Annotated in this window: 17 protein-coding genes; 11 read left to right on the top strand and 6 right to left on the bottom strand. The window is 64.5% G+C overall.

Translation table 11 applies throughout. The annotated features are described in order from the left end of the window. Positions 1 to 16: 16 nt before the first annotated feature. From B2U07_RS20330 to rhlB, 3 genes are all read left to right on the top strand, one after another. The gene (locus B2U07_RS20330; protein WP_197858309.1) at positions 17 to 955 is read left to right on the top strand and encodes a GGDEF domain-containing protein; all 939 of its coding nucleotides are present in this window, start codon (positions 17 to 19) and stop codon (positions 953 to 955) included. A 98-nt stretch (positions 956 to 1,053) separates the two neighbouring features. Further along, positions 1,054 to 2,217 carry a dipeptidase gene (locus B2U07_RS20325; RefSeq protein WP_275546025.1) on the top strand — a complete coding sequence of 388 codons (1,164 nt, stop codon included), beginning with the start codon at positions 1,054 to 1,056 and terminating at the stop codon, positions 2,215 to 2,217. A gap of 110 nt (positions 2,218 to 2,327) precedes the next feature. Next, positions 2,328 to 3,776, top strand: coding sequence for an ATP-dependent RNA helicase RhlB (gene rhlB, locus B2U07_RS20320; protein WP_275546026.1), 1,449 nt, complete (start codon positions 2,328 to 2,330; stop codon positions 3,774 to 3,776). Between the two features lie 36 nt (positions 3,777 to 3,812). Here rhlB and B2U07_RS20315 read toward each other — a convergent pair whose 3' ends face one another. Further along, complete coding sequence (locus B2U07_RS20315) at positions 3,813 to 4,514, bottom strand: MOSC domain-containing protein (RefSeq protein ID WP_275546027.1); 702 nt, start codon at positions 4,512 to 4,514, stop codon at positions 3,813 to 3,815. Continuing rightward, complete coding sequence (locus B2U07_RS20310) at positions 4,511 to 5,077, bottom strand: MarR family transcriptional regulator (protein WP_197858304.1); 567 nt, start codon at positions 5,075 to 5,077, stop codon at positions 4,511 to 4,513. Before B2U07_RS20310 ends, B2U07_RS20315 begins: the two co-directional genes overlap by 4 nt. A gap of 117 nt (positions 5,078 to 5,194) precedes the next feature. On the opposite strand from B2U07_RS20310, the gene B2U07_RS20305 reads away from it, so the two are divergent. Genes B2U07_RS20305 through B2U07_RS20285 form a run of 5 tightly spaced genes read left to right on the top strand, consistent with a single transcriptional unit; the run spans position 5,195 to position 6,781 of the window. After that, positions 5,195 to 5,425, top strand: coding sequence for a thioredoxin family protein (locus tag B2U07_RS20305; RefSeq protein ID WP_197858303.1), 231 nt, complete (start codon positions 5,195 to 5,197; stop codon positions 5,423 to 5,425). Positions 5,426 to 5,480: 55 nt separating this feature from the next. Then, on the top strand, positions 5,481 to 5,735 hold the full coding sequence (locus B2U07_RS20300) for a DUF2024 family protein (RefSeq protein ID WP_275546028.1): 255 nt from the start codon (positions 5,481 to 5,483) through the stop codon (positions 5,733 to 5,735). A gap of 9 nt (positions 5,736 to 5,744) precedes the next feature. Next, positions 5,745 to 6,023 carry a Rho-binding antiterminator gene (locus B2U07_RS20295; RefSeq protein WP_275546029.1) on the top strand — a complete coding sequence of 93 codons (279 nt, stop codon included), beginning with the start codon at positions 5,745 to 5,747 and terminating at the stop codon, positions 6,021 to 6,023. Positions 6,024 to 6,072: 49 nt separating this feature from the next. Next, positions 6,073 to 6,321, top strand: coding sequence for a cytoplasmic protein (locus B2U07_RS20290; RefSeq protein ID WP_275546030.1), 249 nt, complete (start codon positions 6,073 to 6,075; stop codon positions 6,319 to 6,321). Between the two features lie 19 nt (positions 6,322 to 6,340). Next, a complete protein-coding gene (locus B2U07_RS20285) occupies positions 6,341 to 6,781 on the top strand; it encodes a hypothetical protein (RefSeq protein ID WP_275546031.1) in 441 nt (146 codons plus the stop codon). 3 nt (positions 6,782 to 6,784) lie between these two features. On the opposite strand, the gene B2U07_RS20280 is transcribed toward B2U07_RS20285, so the two are convergent. From B2U07_RS20280 to B2U07_RS20270, 3 genes are all read right to left on the bottom strand, one after another. After that, positions 6,785 to 7,084: a hypothetical protein gene (locus tag B2U07_RS20280; protein ID WP_275546032.1), complete on the bottom strand. Its 300-nt coding sequence runs from the start codon at positions 7,082 to 7,084 to the stop codon at positions 6,785 to 6,787. A gap of 59 nt (positions 7,085 to 7,143) precedes the next feature. Next, positions 7,144 to 8,130, bottom strand: coding sequence for a TerC family protein (locus B2U07_RS20275; RefSeq protein ID WP_197858292.1), 987 nt, complete (start codon positions 8,128 to 8,130; stop codon positions 7,144 to 7,146). A gap of 342 nt (positions 8,131 to 8,472) precedes the next feature. Further along, positions 8,473 to 10,836: a DNA polymerase II gene (locus tag B2U07_RS20270; protein WP_275546033.1), complete on the bottom strand. Its 2,364-nt coding sequence runs from the start codon at positions 10,834 to 10,836 to the stop codon at positions 8,473 to 8,475. A gap of 163 nt (positions 10,837 to 10,999) precedes the next feature. On the opposite strand from B2U07_RS20270, the gene B2U07_RS20265 reads away from it, so the two are divergent. Genes B2U07_RS20265 through B2U07_RS20255 form a run of 3 tightly spaced genes read left to right on the top strand, consistent with a single transcriptional unit; the run spans position 11,000 to position 12,687 of the window. Beyond that, positions 11,000 to 11,428, top strand: coding sequence for a group II truncated hemoglobin (locus B2U07_RS20265; RefSeq protein ID WP_275546034.1), 429 nt, complete (start codon positions 11,000 to 11,002; stop codon positions 11,426 to 11,428). A 1-nt stretch (position 11,429) separates the two neighbouring features. Then, positions 11,430 to 11,768 carry an FKBP-type peptidyl-prolyl cis-trans isomerase gene (locus tag B2U07_RS20260; protein ID WP_275546035.1) on the top strand — a complete coding sequence of 113 codons (339 nt, stop codon included), beginning with the start codon at positions 11,430 to 11,432 and terminating at the stop codon, positions 11,766 to 11,768. Beyond that, the gene (locus B2U07_RS20255) at positions 11,761 to 12,687 is read left to right on the top strand and encodes a class I SAM-dependent methyltransferase (protein ID WP_275546036.1); all 927 of its coding nucleotides are present in this window, start codon (positions 11,761 to 11,763) and stop codon (positions 12,685 to 12,687) included. Before B2U07_RS20260 ends, B2U07_RS20255 begins: the two co-directional genes overlap by 8 nt. A 126-nt stretch (positions 12,688 to 12,813) precedes the next feature. Here B2U07_RS20255 and norR read toward each other — a convergent pair whose 3' ends face one another. Then, complete coding sequence (gene norR / locus B2U07_RS20250; RefSeq protein ID WP_161867502.1) at positions 12,814 to 14,364, bottom strand: nitric oxide reductase transcriptional regulator NorR; 1,551 nt, start codon at positions 14,362 to 14,364, stop codon at positions 12,814 to 12,816. Positions 14,365 to 14,388: the final 24 nt, after the last annotated feature.

Raw genomic sequence — 14,388 nt, 5'->3', positions numbered from 1 at the left:
GCCCGACGAGATTGCGATGAAACCGGCGCACTGGCAGGCAGACCTGCAGCAAGTCCAGCAGTTGCGACTCTTTCAGAATGTCGCCACCAGCAGCCTCGATCAGTTGCTGCGGGAGTTTCGTGCCTGCGAGTTGGAAGCAGGCGAAGTGCTGCTTTCCCCTTTCAACCGCAACCAGCACCTCTATCTGCTGATAGAAGGCCAGCTGCGCGTCTACCTCGGTTCACTGGACAACCAGGCCGTCAGCACCCTCGAAGTCGGCGACTGCGCGGGTGAAATCAGCTTCATCGACAACGAGCATCCTTCTGCCTACGTGGTAGCCGAGCGCCCCTCCATCGTCTTGCGCCTGCATCGCGAATCCCTGGTGGCGCTGTTCGAGCAATCCCCACAGATGATGCAGAACCTGCTGGAGCTGCTCTGCGACCGCGTGCGTCAGGGCAACCGGAAGATTCTCGACAGCGAGCAGAACGCCAACGTCGACACCCTGACCGGCTGCTTCAACCGACGCTGGCTGGAGCACGTGTTCGAGCGCGAGAGCACCCGCTGCGCCTTCAACGATGAACCCATGTCGCTGCTGATGCTCGATGTCGACCACTTCAAGGCCTACAACGACCAGCACGGCCATCTGGCCGGCGACTACGCCCTGTGCCTGGTGGCGCATACCCTGAGCAGCCAGCTCAGGCCCAAGGACAGCCTGATACGTTTCGGTGGCGAGGAGTTCGTCATCCTCTTACCTGAGATCGCTGCCGAGGCCGCGCGCGGCATTGGCGAGCGCCTGCGCGTCAGCCTGGAGCAGATCGCCTCGTTCTACTCGCCGGTTGGCGTGCTGCCCGGCGTCACCATTTCCATCGGTCTGGCGCAGATACAACAGCCGGACAGCCTGCAGGGCCTGATCGCGCGTGCCGATGCGGCGCTGTACCAGGCCAAGCAACAGGGTCGCAACTGCCTCTGCGGCTGAGCGTTGCCAACATCGCTGCGCACACGTACCCGAGCGCGCCGGACACTACGCTTCCCTGCTAGAGTGCCGGGCATAACAACATGCCCGGATGGCTTCTCATGCGCAAACTGCTGATCGCCCTGCTTCTGCTGATTCCCCTCTCCGCCCTCGCCGTGCTCGGCCTGCCGCAAGTGATCGACGCGCAGATGAACAGCGTCGCCAACCCGCCACCCTATGCGGCCAGTGCCAGCGCGCAAAAGCTCCACCAGGGCCTGTTCGTCGCCGACCTGCACGACGATGCGCTGCTCTGGGAGCGCGACCTGCTCAAGCGCTACGACTATGGCCATTCCGACCTGCCGCGCATGCTCGAAGGCCGCCTCGGCCTGCAGGTGTTCTCCACCGTGACCAAGACTCCGCGCGGCCTGAACATGGAGAGCAACGGCGCCGACAGCGACAACATCACCCTGCTGGCCATGGCTCAGCGCTGGCCGCGGGAAACCTGGAACAGCCTGCTGCAACGCGCGCTGTACCAGGCACAGAAACTCCAGGACGCCGCCGCTGGCAGTGATGGTCGTCTGGTGCTGATCCGCACCCGCGCGGACCTGGCGAACTTCGTCGAAGCCTGGGAAAAGGACCCGCGCCGCGTCGCCGGCCTGCTCGCCACCGAGGGCCTGCAACCCATCGAAGGCAAGCTGGAAAACATCGACGTGCTGTATGACGCAGGCTTCCGTATCGCCGGCCTGACCCACTTCTTCGACAACGAGGTCGGTGGCTCCGCCCACGGCCAGGAAAAAGGCGGGCTCACCCCGTTAGGCCGGCAGGTCATCGCGCGCCTGGAAGAAAAATCCATGCTGGTGGACCTGGCCCACGCTTCGCGGCCGCTGATCGATGACGTACTGGCCATGGCCAAGCGTCCGGTACTGGTTTCGCACACCGGAGTCGAGGGCACCTGCGCCGGCACACGCAACCTCAGCGACAAGCACCTGCAGGCCATCGCCGCCACCGGTGGGGTGATCGGTATCGGCTACTGGAGCACCGCGGTGTGCGACACCTCGGTCGCCGCCATCGTCAAAGCCATTCGTTACACCGCGGACAAGGTCGGCGTCGAGCACGTCGCCCTGGGTTCGGACTTCAACGGCGCCGTGCACACGCCGTTCGATGTAACCGGCCTAGCGCAGATCACCGAAGGCCTGCAAGGCGCCGGCTTCGACGACACAGCCATCGCCGCGATCATGGGCGGCAATGTCCAGCGCCTGCTGCTGGCCAGCCTGCCGGAGAAATGACGCACTGACCGCACAGTACGCTTGACAGACGCGAGCGAAGCACTTCGCCACGCCCGCGTCTTGCATTACACTGGCGGGCGTTCACTCCTTAACCAGTCGATGAGAAGCCCGTGCTCAAAGCACTCAAGAAAATGTTCGGCAAGGCCGAAGACGAGCAGCCGCAACCAGCGCCGTCACCCGTAGCAGCGCCCGCCCAGAGCCGTGGCGCAGACGACAAGCGCCCGCGCAGGAACAAGCCCGCCCGCAGCGCAGACGAACCGGCTGGCGACAGCCCGGCGCCACAGCCGCCGCGCCCGCCGAAAGCCGACAAGCCGCGCCGCGAGCGCCCAGCCAAGCCGGTAGACACCTGGAAGCTGGAAGATTTCGTGGTCGAGCCGGCCGAAGGCAAGATGCGCTTCCATGACTTCAAGCTCGCTCCCGAGCTGATGCACGCCATCCACGATCTCGGCTTCCCCTACTGCACACCGATCCAGGCCGGCGTGCTGGGCTACACCCTCAAGGGCCAGGACGCCATCGGCCGCGCCCAGACCGGCACCGGCAAGACTGCCGCCTTCCTCATCTCGATCATCACCCAGTTGCTGCAGACCCCGGCGCCGAAAGAGCGCTACATGGGCGAGCCGCGTGCGCTGATCATCGCGCCGACCCGCGAACTGGTGGTGCAGATCGCCAAGGACGCCGCCGAGCTGACCAAGTACACCAAGCTCAACGTCATGAGCTTCGTCGGCGGCATGGACTTCGACAAGCAGCTCAAGCAGCTGGAGTCGCGTTTCTGCGACATCCTCGTGGCCACCCCGGGCCGCCTGCTGGACTTCAACCAGCGCGGCGAGGTGCACCTGGACATGGTCGAGGTAATGGTGCTCGACGAAGCCGACCGCATGCTCGACATGGGCTTCATCCCGCAGGTGCGCCAGATCATCCGCCAGACGCCGATGAAGGGCGACCGCCAGACCCTGCTGTTCTCCGCCACGTTCACCGACGACGTGATGAACCTGGCCAAGCAGTGGACGGTCAACCCGGCCATCGTCGAGATCGAGCCCACCAACGTCGCCAGCGAAACCGTCGAGCAGCACGTCTACGCCGTCGCTTCCAGCGACAAGTACAAGCTGCTCTACAACCTGGTGACGCAGAACGCCTGGGACCGGGTGATGGTCTTCGCCAACCGCAAGGACGAAGTGCGCCGCATCGAAGAGCGCCTGACCCGCGACGGCGTCAGCGCCGCGCAGATGTCCGGCGACGTGCCGCAGCACAAGCGCATCAAGGTGCTCGAAGGCTTCCGCGCCGGGCATATCCGCGTGCTGGTGGCCACCGACGTGGCCGGCCGTGGCATCCATGTCGACGGTATCAGCCACGTGATCAACTTCACTCTGCCGGAAGACCCGGACGACTACGTGCACCGCATCGGCCGTACCGGCCGCGCCGGCACCAGCGGCACCTCGATCAGCTTCGCCGGCGAAGACGACGCCTTCGCCCTGCCGCCGATCGAAGCGCTGATCGGCCGCAAGATCCAGTGTGAGATGCCACCGGACGAGTTGCTCAAGTCGGTGCCACGCAGGCACTGAGCCGGCAGGAAGCAAAAAGGCGAAGCGCGTGGTGCGTCAAGGATTCGCGATGGTCGGCCGCCCTTCCAGCCGCGGTGCCCAGTCCTCGACTTCGGTTTTCTGCAGACGCCGCTCCAGGGTTTTGCGCCAGGACGGCACCAGTGGCAGAGCCAGGCATTCACGCAACAGCTCGGGCTCCACCCGCCTGTCGAACAACACTGCCGAAAGCCGACTCAGCGGCCAATCGGCATGGGTGCGTTCCAGCAACTGCAGAGGGTCGCCGACCCGAACCATGCCCTCCTCAACAACTCGGTAGTACCAGCCGGTGCGGCCGGACTGCTGCACGCGCAGCGCCAGATCGGCGACGCCGAAGCGGTCGCTCAGCTTCCAGCATGGCATGCGCCCCTGGGACACCTGCAGCAAGGCGCTGCCGGCCCGTATGAGATCGCCCAGGCAAACATCATTTTCGGTCCACCCTGTGGTACTGAAGTTCTCGCCGAAAGCGCCGGGCTGCGCCAGCAGAGGATGTTCGCCAAGCTCGCTAAGCCAGGCGGCGTAGTGTTCGCGCGGGTAGTGATGGATGGCCTTCTCCACGCCGCCGTGCACCCGCAGGTCGCCCTGCTCGTCGCCAGCCAGCCCCAATGCGGTCGCCGCCAGCGGCTCCTGGCGTGACGTCTTGGCAATGCCGCTGCGCGAGCCGGGTCGGGTGAACGGCTGCGCCCGCCCGGTAAGCAATGCATCGAGAATCAGGCGGGTCATGCGGCCTCCGGGGGTTGATGTTCACGACAGATCAGCTTGGCATCGTCTGGCGCCAGCGGTTCCTGGGTCAGACTGCAGAACGATTCGCCATCGATCTGTTGGTGAAAACGACAGCTGCCGCACAGCCCGAAGCCAGGCACATCGTTGTCGCGCTGGATTTCGCGCAGAAGGTCGGTCAGCAGGGCTTTGAGCTGCTCGCCTCTAGCCCCCAGGCGGGCCTCGCCAGCGGCCAGAAAATCGGGCGGCAACAGCGCCTGCAGCAGCTCCCAGGCCGGCTCGGTGAGCGCCAGGTGCACGCTGCGCTTGTCGCGTGCGTCCTGCGTCTTGACGATCAACCCCTTGCCCTCCAGCGCCTTGAGCGACTGCGACACCGTGCCCTTGGTCAGGCCAAGGTAGTCGGTCACCCCCAGCGGCGTATTCGAATAACGGTTGCAGCGCGCCAGGTACATCAGCGCACTCAGCTGGATGGGCTGCAGCTCGGCCAGCAGCGGGTGCTGGCGAAACCAGATGCGGGTCAGGCTTGAAAGCCGTTCAAGTAGATCGAAGAGAGTCGTGTCGGTCATGTATCACTCCTGTCGAAACATAGTATCGACTAAATACCATATTGACAAAGGATGTTTTGCGGGCAATCTTCGCATCAGTATCGAATCGATACTAAATTACCCAACAGGAGATTGATCATGACTCAAGCACGCTTCTATCACGCCGGTTGCCCCGTTTGCGTATCGGCCGAACAAACCCTGCTGAATCTGCTGGCTCCGGAGGTCAAGGTGGAGATCGTTCACCTCGGCGACCAGGCCACGCGCGTCGCGGAAGCCGAACAGGCCGGGGTCAAGTCGGTGCCCGCGCTGGTGGTCGACGGCCAGGTGCTGCACCTGAACTTCGGCGCCTCGATCGACGACCTGAAGTAAGTGCAGTACATGCGAGACGCCGCTCGGCGTCTCGCTGACCGCCGAGGAGAGAATCATGAAAGTGAATGTTTTCGATACCCACGTACGTACGCGCGACGGCCGCTATCTGCACTTCGATGTGTTGATCGAAGGCAACGATCAGGCGCACGCCAACCAGTTCGCCAGGGACTGGATGGCCGAGCGCGGCCTGCAGGAAGACGCCATCGAACAGAGCCGTTGCCAGTTCTGCCACAGCCAGCCGGCTCACCCGGAGATCGCGGCGGCCATCAGCAGTAAGGGCTACTTCATCATTCCCCTGCAAGATTGCTAGGAGACATCCATGAACACCTATCGCCCCCTGAACTGCGATTTGCACGACTACCTGGAAATCGCCTGCATGCACGGCTACCGCCTGCGCATCGAACGGCTCGATGGCCTCAGCTTCGAGGCCAGAGCACTGACCACGCGCACGGCCGCCAGCAAGGAGGAGTTTCTGCTGGTGCAAGGCGACGCGGGCCAGCAGGAGCTGCGCCTGGACCAGTTGCTGGCCATCACCCCGCTCAACGTGGGCGCCAGCTTTGGCCGCGTCGAGTTGGCTGGCAGCCACTGCGCCTTGTGATATCTACGCCCGCCCCGGCCCAACTGCAATGTCACCCAGGAGAACCAGCATGCCGACCTTCCGCCTCGTCATCAGCCGCAACGAGCAGTTGCTGGGGTATTTCCAGTCCGATGTTCCCCAGGCCCAGGCGGCCATCGCGTCTCTCGCCAGCGACTTGGGCAGCGCAGGCTACGACCTCGAACTGCAGATTGCACACCACGAACGCCGCTTACTGGAAAGCGGCCCCGAGGGGCTGCGCGTGATAAGCAGCGAACCGCTGTTCGTTGCCGTATCCTTGGACGCTCATCTGCAGACCTGACCGCCACGCCTCCCACGCCATGTTTTCCAGCCTGATTCGCCTCGTTCAGGGCTTGTGCCTGATTCCCAGCACCGGCCTGTTCATCGCCCTGCTGACCCACAAACTGCGCCACGACAGCCTGGGGCTGGAGTGGCCATCGCTGCTGGAGCCGGGCAGCAACCCCGCTATCGAACTTGTGCTCGCCAGCCTTCCTGGCCTGATCGCGTTCCTGCTGCTGGCCGCCAGCGGCCTGCTACGCAGAGGCAAAGCCCTGCCCTTGTTGCTCAGCTACAGCCTGTGCGCCAGCCTCGCCGCATACTGCGCCGTGAACCTGTTTGCCAGTTCCTACGGCAACACCTGGAGCGCGGCGGAAATCTTCCGTGAATTGCTGCTAAACCAGCTCAACTTGCTCGGCCTGGCGATCCTGCCTGGGCTGATCGTAGCCAGACTGCTGGACAGGCTTCTCCGCCGTCCGACATAGACCTCAGGTTTCGACGCTCGCTACCGGCTCGTCTTCCTGCTCCTGCCGGGCCTCGGCGCCCTCGTCACGCTCCTGCTCGGATTTGCCGAGGGCGCGATTGGTGGACTCCTGCAGAGAATCCACTTGGCGGTTGACCTCGTCCACCACCTCACCGACCGACTCCTCGATCAGCGCCTGCGCTTCCTTCTTCGCCTCTTCGGCGAGTTTCTGCGCGGACTGCTCGGCGGCATCGCAGCCCGCCAAGGTGATCAGCGCTACGCCCAGCGCGACGGGCGCCAGACGGTTTTTCCAGAATTGGTACATCTCAATTTCTCCGGTTGCGAGACCGGTCTCACCCCGTAAGGCGAGGCCAGGTTAATGGGTCAGATATTGGCGGGCGGCTGGCCGCGGGTCTTGTACAGCGACAGCAGCACGCCACCGATCAGCAGGCCCAGGGTCACGCTCAGCGACACCGCAGCCGGGATCTTGCCGATGATGCCGACCAGGAAGATCTTCGCGCCGATAAACACCAGCACCAGGGCCAGCGCGTACTTGAGGTAGGCGAAGCGGTGGATCAGCGCCGCCAGGGCGAAGTACAGGGCACGCAGGCCGAGGATGGCGAAGATGTTCGAGGTGTAGACGATGAACGGGTCCTGGGTGATGGCAAAGATCGCCGGCACGCTATCGATGGCGAACACCAGGTCGGCGCACTCGATCAGGATCAGCGCCAAGAACAGCGGCGTCACCCACAGCACGCTGCGCCCCTTGCCATCGTCCTGCCGCACGAAGAAGCGTTGGCCGTGCAGCTCATCGGTCACGCGCAGGTGCTTGCGTAGGAACTTGACCAGCATGTTGTTCTGCAGGTCCGGCGCATCGTCGAGTTTGGAGAACAGCATTTTCACGCCGGTGAAGAACAGGAAGGCGCCGAACACGTAGAGGATCCAGGCGAACTCGTGGATCAGTGCGGCGCCCAGGCCGATCATGATCGCCCGCAGCACCAGCACGCCCATGATTCCCCAGAACAGCACCTTGTGCTGGTACTGCCGCGGGATGGCGAGGAAGCTGAAGATCATGGCCATGAGAAACACGTTGTCCATCGACAGCGATTTCTCGATCAGAAAGCCGGTGAGGTAATCCATGCTGGCGTCGCCGCCCTTCTGGAAGAACACCCAGACACCGAACAACAGACCCGCAGTGATGTAGCCGCCCGACAGCAACAGGCTCTCGCGCACGCCGATCTCGCGGTTATCGCGATGCAGCACGCCAAGGTCGAAGGCCAAGAGGGAGATGACGACAGCGATGAAGACCAGCCACAACCAGGTGGCCGTGCCGAGGAAGTCGGCGAAGAGAAACGGTTCGAGGGCAGTCATGAGCCCCTCCTACAGTCAGATTGAACAGACTGTGATTCCGACATCGCGGTGTTAACCGCCAGAGGGGCCCGGTATCACGGGCGCAAATATATTCAGGCCGCGAATGCCGCTCAACGGGGCGAATTTTGCAAAGTGTTTCACGCCGTGCAAGCGTTCCACGGCAGTAGTCTGCTTGCGGGGGAACAGCGTCACGGACGAAGACCGCGTAAAAGCTTCGCGGACAAGTCCGCTCCCACAGGTAGCATCTGCTTATCGTGGGAGCGGACTTGTCCGCGAATTCTGCAACTGTAGCCCCAGGCCTGGATCGAGCAGCAGGCTGCCTCACCCCCATCCTGCAAATGCTCAGAAGAGCCCGAGCTGCCCATCCACCAACCGTTCGAACTCGCCGCCGACGAATGGCAGGATGGCATCGGCTAAAGGTTTCAATTGGCGGCTGATGTAGTGCTCGTAATCCACCGGCGACAGCAAGCGCTCCAGCGGTTGCGGCCCGCCAGTGGTGATCAGGTAGCTGATCCAGCCGCCGCGCTGGTACTGCAACGGCCGGCCCAGTCGCTGGTTATGCTCGTCGGCCAGGCGCGCCGCGCGTACGTGTGGCGGCACGTTGCGCTGGTAGTCGTCGAGGCGTCGGCGCAAACGCTTGCGATACACCAGCAGCTCGTCCAGCTCACCAGCCAGGGTTCGCTTGACGTAATCGCGCACGTAGTCCTCATAGGGCTGGCCGGCGAATACCAGGCGGTACAGCTCCTGCTGAAAGCGCTGGGCCAGCGGCGACCAGTCGGTGCGTACCGTTTCCAGCCCCTTGAACACCATGCGCTCGCTGCCATCGGCGGCGCGTACCAGACCGGCGTAGCGCTTTTTGCTGCCCTCCTCGGTGCCGCGAATGGTGGGCATGAGAAAGCGCCGGTAATGGGTCTCGAACTGCAGTTCCAGGGCGCTGGTCAGGCCGTACGCATTCTGCAGATGCTCGCGCCACCAGGCATTCACGCGCGCTACCAGCGCGCGGCCGATGCGCGTCGCCTCCTCCTCGTCATGGGCGCGGCCGAGCCAGACGAAGGTAGAGTCGGTGTCGCCGTAGATCACCGCATGCCCCTCGGCTTCGATCAGCTCGCGGGTGCGCTTCATGATCTGGTGCCCGCGCAGGGTGATCGACGATGCCAGGCGCGGGTCGAAGAAGCGGCAACCACTGGAGCCGAGCACGCCGTAGAAGGCATTCATGATGATCTTCAGCGCCTGCGACAGCGCCTTGTTGCCCTCGCGCTTGGCCGCCTCGCGCCCCTGCCAGACGCGCTCGACGATGGCCGGCAGGCAGTGCCGGGTACGCGAGAAACGCGCGCCGCGAAAGCCTTCCACCGAGTGCTCGTCGTCCGGCTGGCGTAAACCTTCGACCAGCCCTAGCGGGTCGATCAGGAAGCTGCGGATGATCGACGGATACAGGCTCTTGTAGTCCAGCACCAGCACCGAGTCGTACAGGCCGGGGCGCGAATCCATGACGAAGCCGCCAGGGCTGTTCTCGCCGCGAATATCGCCGAGGTTCGGCGCGACGAAACCCAGACGGTGCATGGGCGGCAGGTACAGGTGGGTGAAGGCCGCCACCGAGCCGCCACTGCGATCAGCTGCCAGACCGGTGACGCTGGAGCGCTCCAGCAGGAAGGCAAGCAGATCGGTGTGGGCGAAGATGCGCGTGACCAGCTCGCAGTCCTTGAGGTTGTAGCGGGCCAGTGCCGGCTTGTCCTCGTCGAACATGCGCTGGATCTCGTCCATCCGCGCATAGGGCGTGTCGATAGCCTTACCCTCGCCGAGCAGGGTCTGCGCCACCGACTCCAGGCTGAACGAAGAAAAGCTCCAGGTCGCAGAACGCAGCGCTTCGATGCCATCGATGATCAGTCGCCCAGCCGCCTCGGCAAAATAGTGCTGGCTGCTGTTGTGCTGGCGCCAGCCCATCACGTCGCCGCCACGCCCCAGCAGCAGCGGCACCTTGAGTTGCTCGGCGTGATCGCGCAGCACGCGCAGGTCGAACTGCACCAGGTTCCAGCCGATGATTGCGTCCGGATCATGCCGCCGAAGCCAGTCATTCAGGCGCTCGAGCAGTGCCTTGCGGCTGTCGCAGTACTCCAGGTCGAAGTCGACGATACTGGCGTCGCCATTGGCCGGGCCGAGCATGTACACCTGGCGCTGGCCACAGCCTTCCAGGGCGATGGAATACAGCTCGCCGCGGGCGCTGGTCTCGATATCCAGCGACACCAGGCGCAGCGTCGGGCGGTAATCGGTGGCGGGTTTGAGCGACTTGCACAGCAGGCTGCCGTCCTGCTGCTCGATGCCCTCGAAGCTGACGGAGGCAGTGATAAAGCGCTCCATCAGGTAGCGATCCGGCGGGCGGATATCGGCCTCGTACACATCCACTCCGACCTGACGCAGCTTCTTCTCCAACTGCAGCAACTGGCGGTACTGGCGGCAATACAGCCCCAGCACCGGGCGGCGCTTGAAATCGCGCAAGGCCAGCTCACGCAACTCGACGCCCTTCTCATTGCGCAATAACGGCTCGGCCCAGGCACGCTGCTCGGCGGGAATGAACGCCACCGTTTCCTGGCACGGCAGGCGCACCTGGCGCGGGCCGGTATCGGTCGCCAGCCAGAAGGCCACCTCTGTTCCTTCCGGCGAGTCGCGCCAATGGCGGCTGAGCACGAAGCCTTGCTGGGGTTGCGTCATCGGGATTGGGTCACGGGTTACACGGCAGATCAGGGGCACCTGTAGGAGCGGCTTCAGCCGCGATAGTCGCCGCTAAAGCGCCTCCCACAGGTTCATGTGCTTCAAACTGGCCGAGCATTCTACGCCAGCGGTTACAATGGCGCCTTTTCCGGACGATGGTTCGATGAGCGACACATTTCCCTACGGCACCGGCGATGCCTCCTACCAGGCTGCCGGTGGCATCGACGGCCTGCGCCGCCTGGTCGATGACTTCTACCGACTGATGGACGAACGCCCCGAAGCCGCCGCACTGCGTGCCCTGCACCCAACCGACCTGAGCGCCTCGCGCGACAAGCTGGCGTGCTTCCTGAGCGGCTGGCTGGGCGGGCCGCGGCTGTTCGCCGAGAAATACGGCAGCATCAGCATCCCTGCCTTTCATGCCCAGTGGCCAATCGACCAGGCGCTGGCCGAGAACTGGCTGAGCTGCATGGCCGGCGCCATCGCTCTGCAGAACTATGCACCGGCGTTCGCCGACTACCTGCTGACCCAGCTGCGCGTACCCGCCGAACGCTCGGTACAGGCCAGCCAAAACCGTCATCGCAAGGAAACCTGAAATGAGCGACGAACTGATCATCGAAGACCTGCAACTCGGCGACGGCAAGGCCGTGGTCAAGGGCGCCCTGATCACCACTCAATATCGCGGCTGGCTGGCGGACGGCAGCGAGTTCGACTCGTCCTACTCGCGCGGCAAACCGTTCCAGTGCGTGATCGGTACCGGCCGCGTGATCAAGGGCTGGGATCAGGGCCTGATGGGCATGCAGGTCGGTGGCAAGCGCAAGCTGCTGGTGCCGGCGCATCTGGGTTATGGCGAGCGCAGCATGGGCGCGATTCCACCCAACTCCGACCTGACCTTTGAGATCGAGCTGCTGGAAGTGCTGACCCGCGATGACTGATGCCGCCCTCGCCACCCTGCGCGAGCACCTGCTGCAGGCGCTGGATAACCACCCCGGCAGCGAGACCCGCCGCCTGTTCCATGGCCGTGGCCGCTGCTGGCCGGGGCTGGAACAGATCACCGTCGACTGGCTGTCCGGCATCGTTCTGGTGATGCTGTTCCGCGAGCCATCGCCAGCGCTGCGACCGCTGCTGATCGAGTTGCTGGCAACACCGCAGTGGCAGGCCAGCGGCGCGCGCGGCCTGTTGCTGCAGCATCGCTATGTACAGGGCAGCGAGAGCGAATGGCTGGCCGGCGAGCCACAGGCGCAATGGCCGATCATCGAGGACGGCCTGCACTACCTGCTGGATCTGGGCAGCAAGCAGAACAGCGGGCTGTTCCTCGACATGCGCCTGGGTCGCCAGTGGGTGCGCGAGCAGGCCGCCGGCAAGCGCGTGCTCAACCTGTTCGCCTACACCTGCGGCTTCTCCGTGGCGGCCATTGCCGGCGGTGCCGAGCGGGTGGTCAACCTGGACATGGCGCGCGCGGCGCTGTCACGCGGTCGCGACAACCATCGCCTGAACGGGCATGACCTCTCCCGAGTGGAGTTTCTTGGTCATGAACTGTTCAAGTCCTGGGGCAAGGTGCGCAAGAGCGGCCCCTACGATCTGGTGATCATCGACCCGCCGAGCTTTCAGAAAGGCAGCTTCGCTCTCACCCAGGACTACGCCAAGATACTCCGGCGCCTGCCGGAACTGCTCAGCGAGCACGGTATGGTGCTGGCCTGCGTCAACGATCCGGATATCGGCCCGGACTTCCTTATCGAAGGGATGGCGGCCGAAGCGCCACAACTGCACTTCGTGCAGCGCCTGGACAACCCACCGGAGTTTCCCGATATCTCCCCCGAGAGCGGCCTGAAGGCGCTGGTGTTCCAACTGTAGCCTGGATGAAATCCGGGAGTTGCTGGCCCCGGATTGCATCCGGACTACGAGCAGATGCCGATGATGTGGGATGGGCTTTAGCCGCGACGTGAACAGATCGCGGCTAAAGCCCCTCCCACAATCCGGCTAGCGAATACCCAGGCGCCTGGCCAGGCGGCTGAGGTTGGCGCGATCCACGCCCAACTCACGCGCCGCGTCGGCCCATTTGCCCTGGTGGCGCGCCAGGCACTGTTCGATCAGTCTGCGCTGGAAGGCGTCCACCGCCGTGCGCAGCTCCACACCCGTCGGCATAGCCTCACCGGGCGCCAGCACTTCGTCGATCAGGGGCGGCGCCTCGGCCGTCGGCAAGTCCAGGTCCTGCACGTCCAGGCTGAGAATGCGCGGGCGCTCGCCGTGGCGCGCCAGCGCCTTGATCGCCGCACGACCGACCAAATGCTCCAGCTCGCGCACGTTGCCCGGCCAGTCGTGGCCCAGCAGCGCCTTCTGCGCCTCGGCACTCAGACGCAGGCTGCGCAGCCCGAGCCGGGCACGGTTCTCCTCGAGAAAATAACCGGCCAGCAACAGCACATCGCGGCCGCGCTCGCGCAGCGGCGGCACCGGCAACGGATAGACGCTCAGGCGGTGATAGAGATCGGCGCGAAAGCGTCCGGCACGCACTTCGGCCGCCAGGTCGCGGTTGGTGGCGGCGATCACCCGCACATCGACACGGTGCTCGCGATCCGAACCGACCCGCTGCAACTGGCCGCTCTGCAGCACGCGCAGCAGCTTGGCCTGGATCGCCAGCGGCAGTTCGCCCACCTCGTCGAGGAACAGGCTGCCGCCATCGGCCAGCTCGAACTTGCCGCTGCGCTCGCTCATCGCCCCGGAGAAGGCGCCGCGCACGTGGCCGAACAGTTCGCTCTCCACCAGCGCATCGGGCAGCGCCGCGCAGTTGATACTGACCAGAGGCCGCTGGGCGCGTGGCGAGGCGGCGTGGATGGCTTCAGCCACCAACTCCTTGCCGACGCCGGTTTCGCCGGTGATCAGCACGGTCAGCGGGCTGTCGCCGACCAGGCGAATTTCGTCCTGCAGCTTGCGCAGCGCCGTGCTCTGCCCCACCAGCTCGCGCGGTTGCTGGCGCGCCTGCTTGTACAACTCGGTGAGCTGGCGCTCGGCCTCGACCCGCTGCGCCAGGCCGCTGATGCGCTGACTGACCTTGACCGTGGCCGCCGCCAGGCTGGCGAACGCATCGAGACTGTCCAGATCGAGCCGGCCGAAACTGGCCGGGTCCAGCGAATCCAGGGTCAACAGGCCCCATAGCTGCTCATCCAGATAGAGCGGGCAACCCAGGCAATCGTGCACTTCCAGATGCCCATGCAGGCCGTCTACCAGCCCGTCATAAGGATCAGGCAGGCCGCAGTCGGCGGCGAAGCGAGTCGGCCCGGCATGCTCCAGCAACGCGGCCAGGCGCGGATGCTCGCTGACCCGGAAGCGCCGCCCCAGGGTGTCTGGGCTCAGGCCTTCCACCGCCAGCGGCACCAGCACCTCACCATCGAGTCGCAGCAGCGCCACGGCATCGCAAGGAAACAGCTGGCGCAAGGCGGCGAGCAGCCGGCGGTAACGCTCGCCATCATCCAGCTCGCGCGAAAGGTCTGCCACCAGAGGAATCAGGGTTTCCAGCAAAGGGTTAGCGGTCATTTAGACTACTCTTAGTCATTAAGA

Origin of the sequence: Pseudomonas sp. UBA7530 (assembly GCF_002479365.1) — a bacterium.
Classification (GTDB): domain Bacteria; phylum Pseudomonadota; class Gammaproteobacteria; order Pseudomonadales; family Pseudomonadaceae; genus Aquipseudomonas.
This window is presented reverse-complemented; position numbering and strand designations above follow the sequence as displayed.

Bases quoted from the DNA above. Each gene is read 5' to 3' on its own strand.
- B2U07_RS20285 (WP_275546031.1), top strand. From the start codon at position 6,341: ATGTTTTCCAGCCTGATTCGCCTCGTTCAGGGCTTGTGCCTGATTCCC.
- B2U07_RS20305 (WP_197858303.1), top strand. From the start codon at position 5,195: ATGACTCAAGCACGCTTCTATCACGCCGGTTGCCCCGTTTGCGTATCG.
- B2U07_RS20295 (WP_275546029.1), top strand. From the start codon at position 5,745: ATGAACACCTATCGCCCCCTGAACTGCGATTTGCACGACTACCTGGAA.
- B2U07_RS20270 (WP_275546033.1), bottom strand. From the start codon at position 10,836: ATGACGCAACCCCAGCAAGGCTTCGTGCTCAGCCGCCATTGGCGCGAC.
- B2U07_RS20275 (WP_197858292.1), bottom strand. From the start codon at position 8,130: ATGACTGCCCTCGAACCGTTTCTCTTCGCCGACTTCCTCGGCACGGCC.
- B2U07_RS20265 (WP_275546034.1), top strand. From the start codon at position 11,000: ATGAGCGACACATTTCCCTACGGCACCGGCGATGCCTCCTACCAGGCT.
- B2U07_RS20255 (WP_275546036.1), top strand. From the start codon at position 11,761: ATGACTGATGCCGCCCTCGCCACCCTGCGCGAGCACCTGCTGCAGGCG.
- B2U07_RS20260 (WP_275546035.1), top strand. From the start codon at position 11,430: ATGAGCGACGAACTGATCATCGAAGACCTGCAACTCGGCGACGGCAAG.
- B2U07_RS20330 (WP_197858309.1), top strand. From the start codon at position 17: ATGAAACCGGCGCACTGGCAGGCAGACCTGCAGCAAGTCCAGCAGTTG.
- norR (WP_161867502.1), bottom strand. From the start codon at position 14,364: ATGACCGCTAACCCTTTGCTGGAAACCCTGATTCCTCTGGTGGCAGAC.
- B2U07_RS20290 (WP_275546030.1), top strand. From the start codon at position 6,073: ATGCCGACCTTCCGCCTCGTCATCAGCCGCAACGAGCAGTTGCTGGGG.
- B2U07_RS20310 (WP_197858304.1), bottom strand. From the start codon at position 5,077: ATGACCGACACGACTCTCTTCGATCTACTTGAACGGCTTTCAAGCCTG.
- B2U07_RS20315 (WP_275546027.1), bottom strand. From the start codon at position 4,514: ATGACCCGCCTGATTCTCGATGCATTGCTTACCGGGCGGGCGCAGCCG.
- B2U07_RS20325 (WP_275546025.1), top strand. From the start codon at position 1,054: ATGCGCAAACTGCTGATCGCCCTGCTTCTGCTGATTCCCCTCTCCGCC.
- B2U07_RS20280 (WP_275546032.1), bottom strand. From the start codon at position 7,084: ATGTACCAATTCTGGAAAAACCGTCTGGCGCCCGTCGCGCTGGGCGTA.
- B2U07_RS20300 (WP_275546028.1), top strand. From the start codon at position 5,481: ATGAAAGTGAATGTTTTCGATACCCACGTACGTACGCGCGACGGCCGC.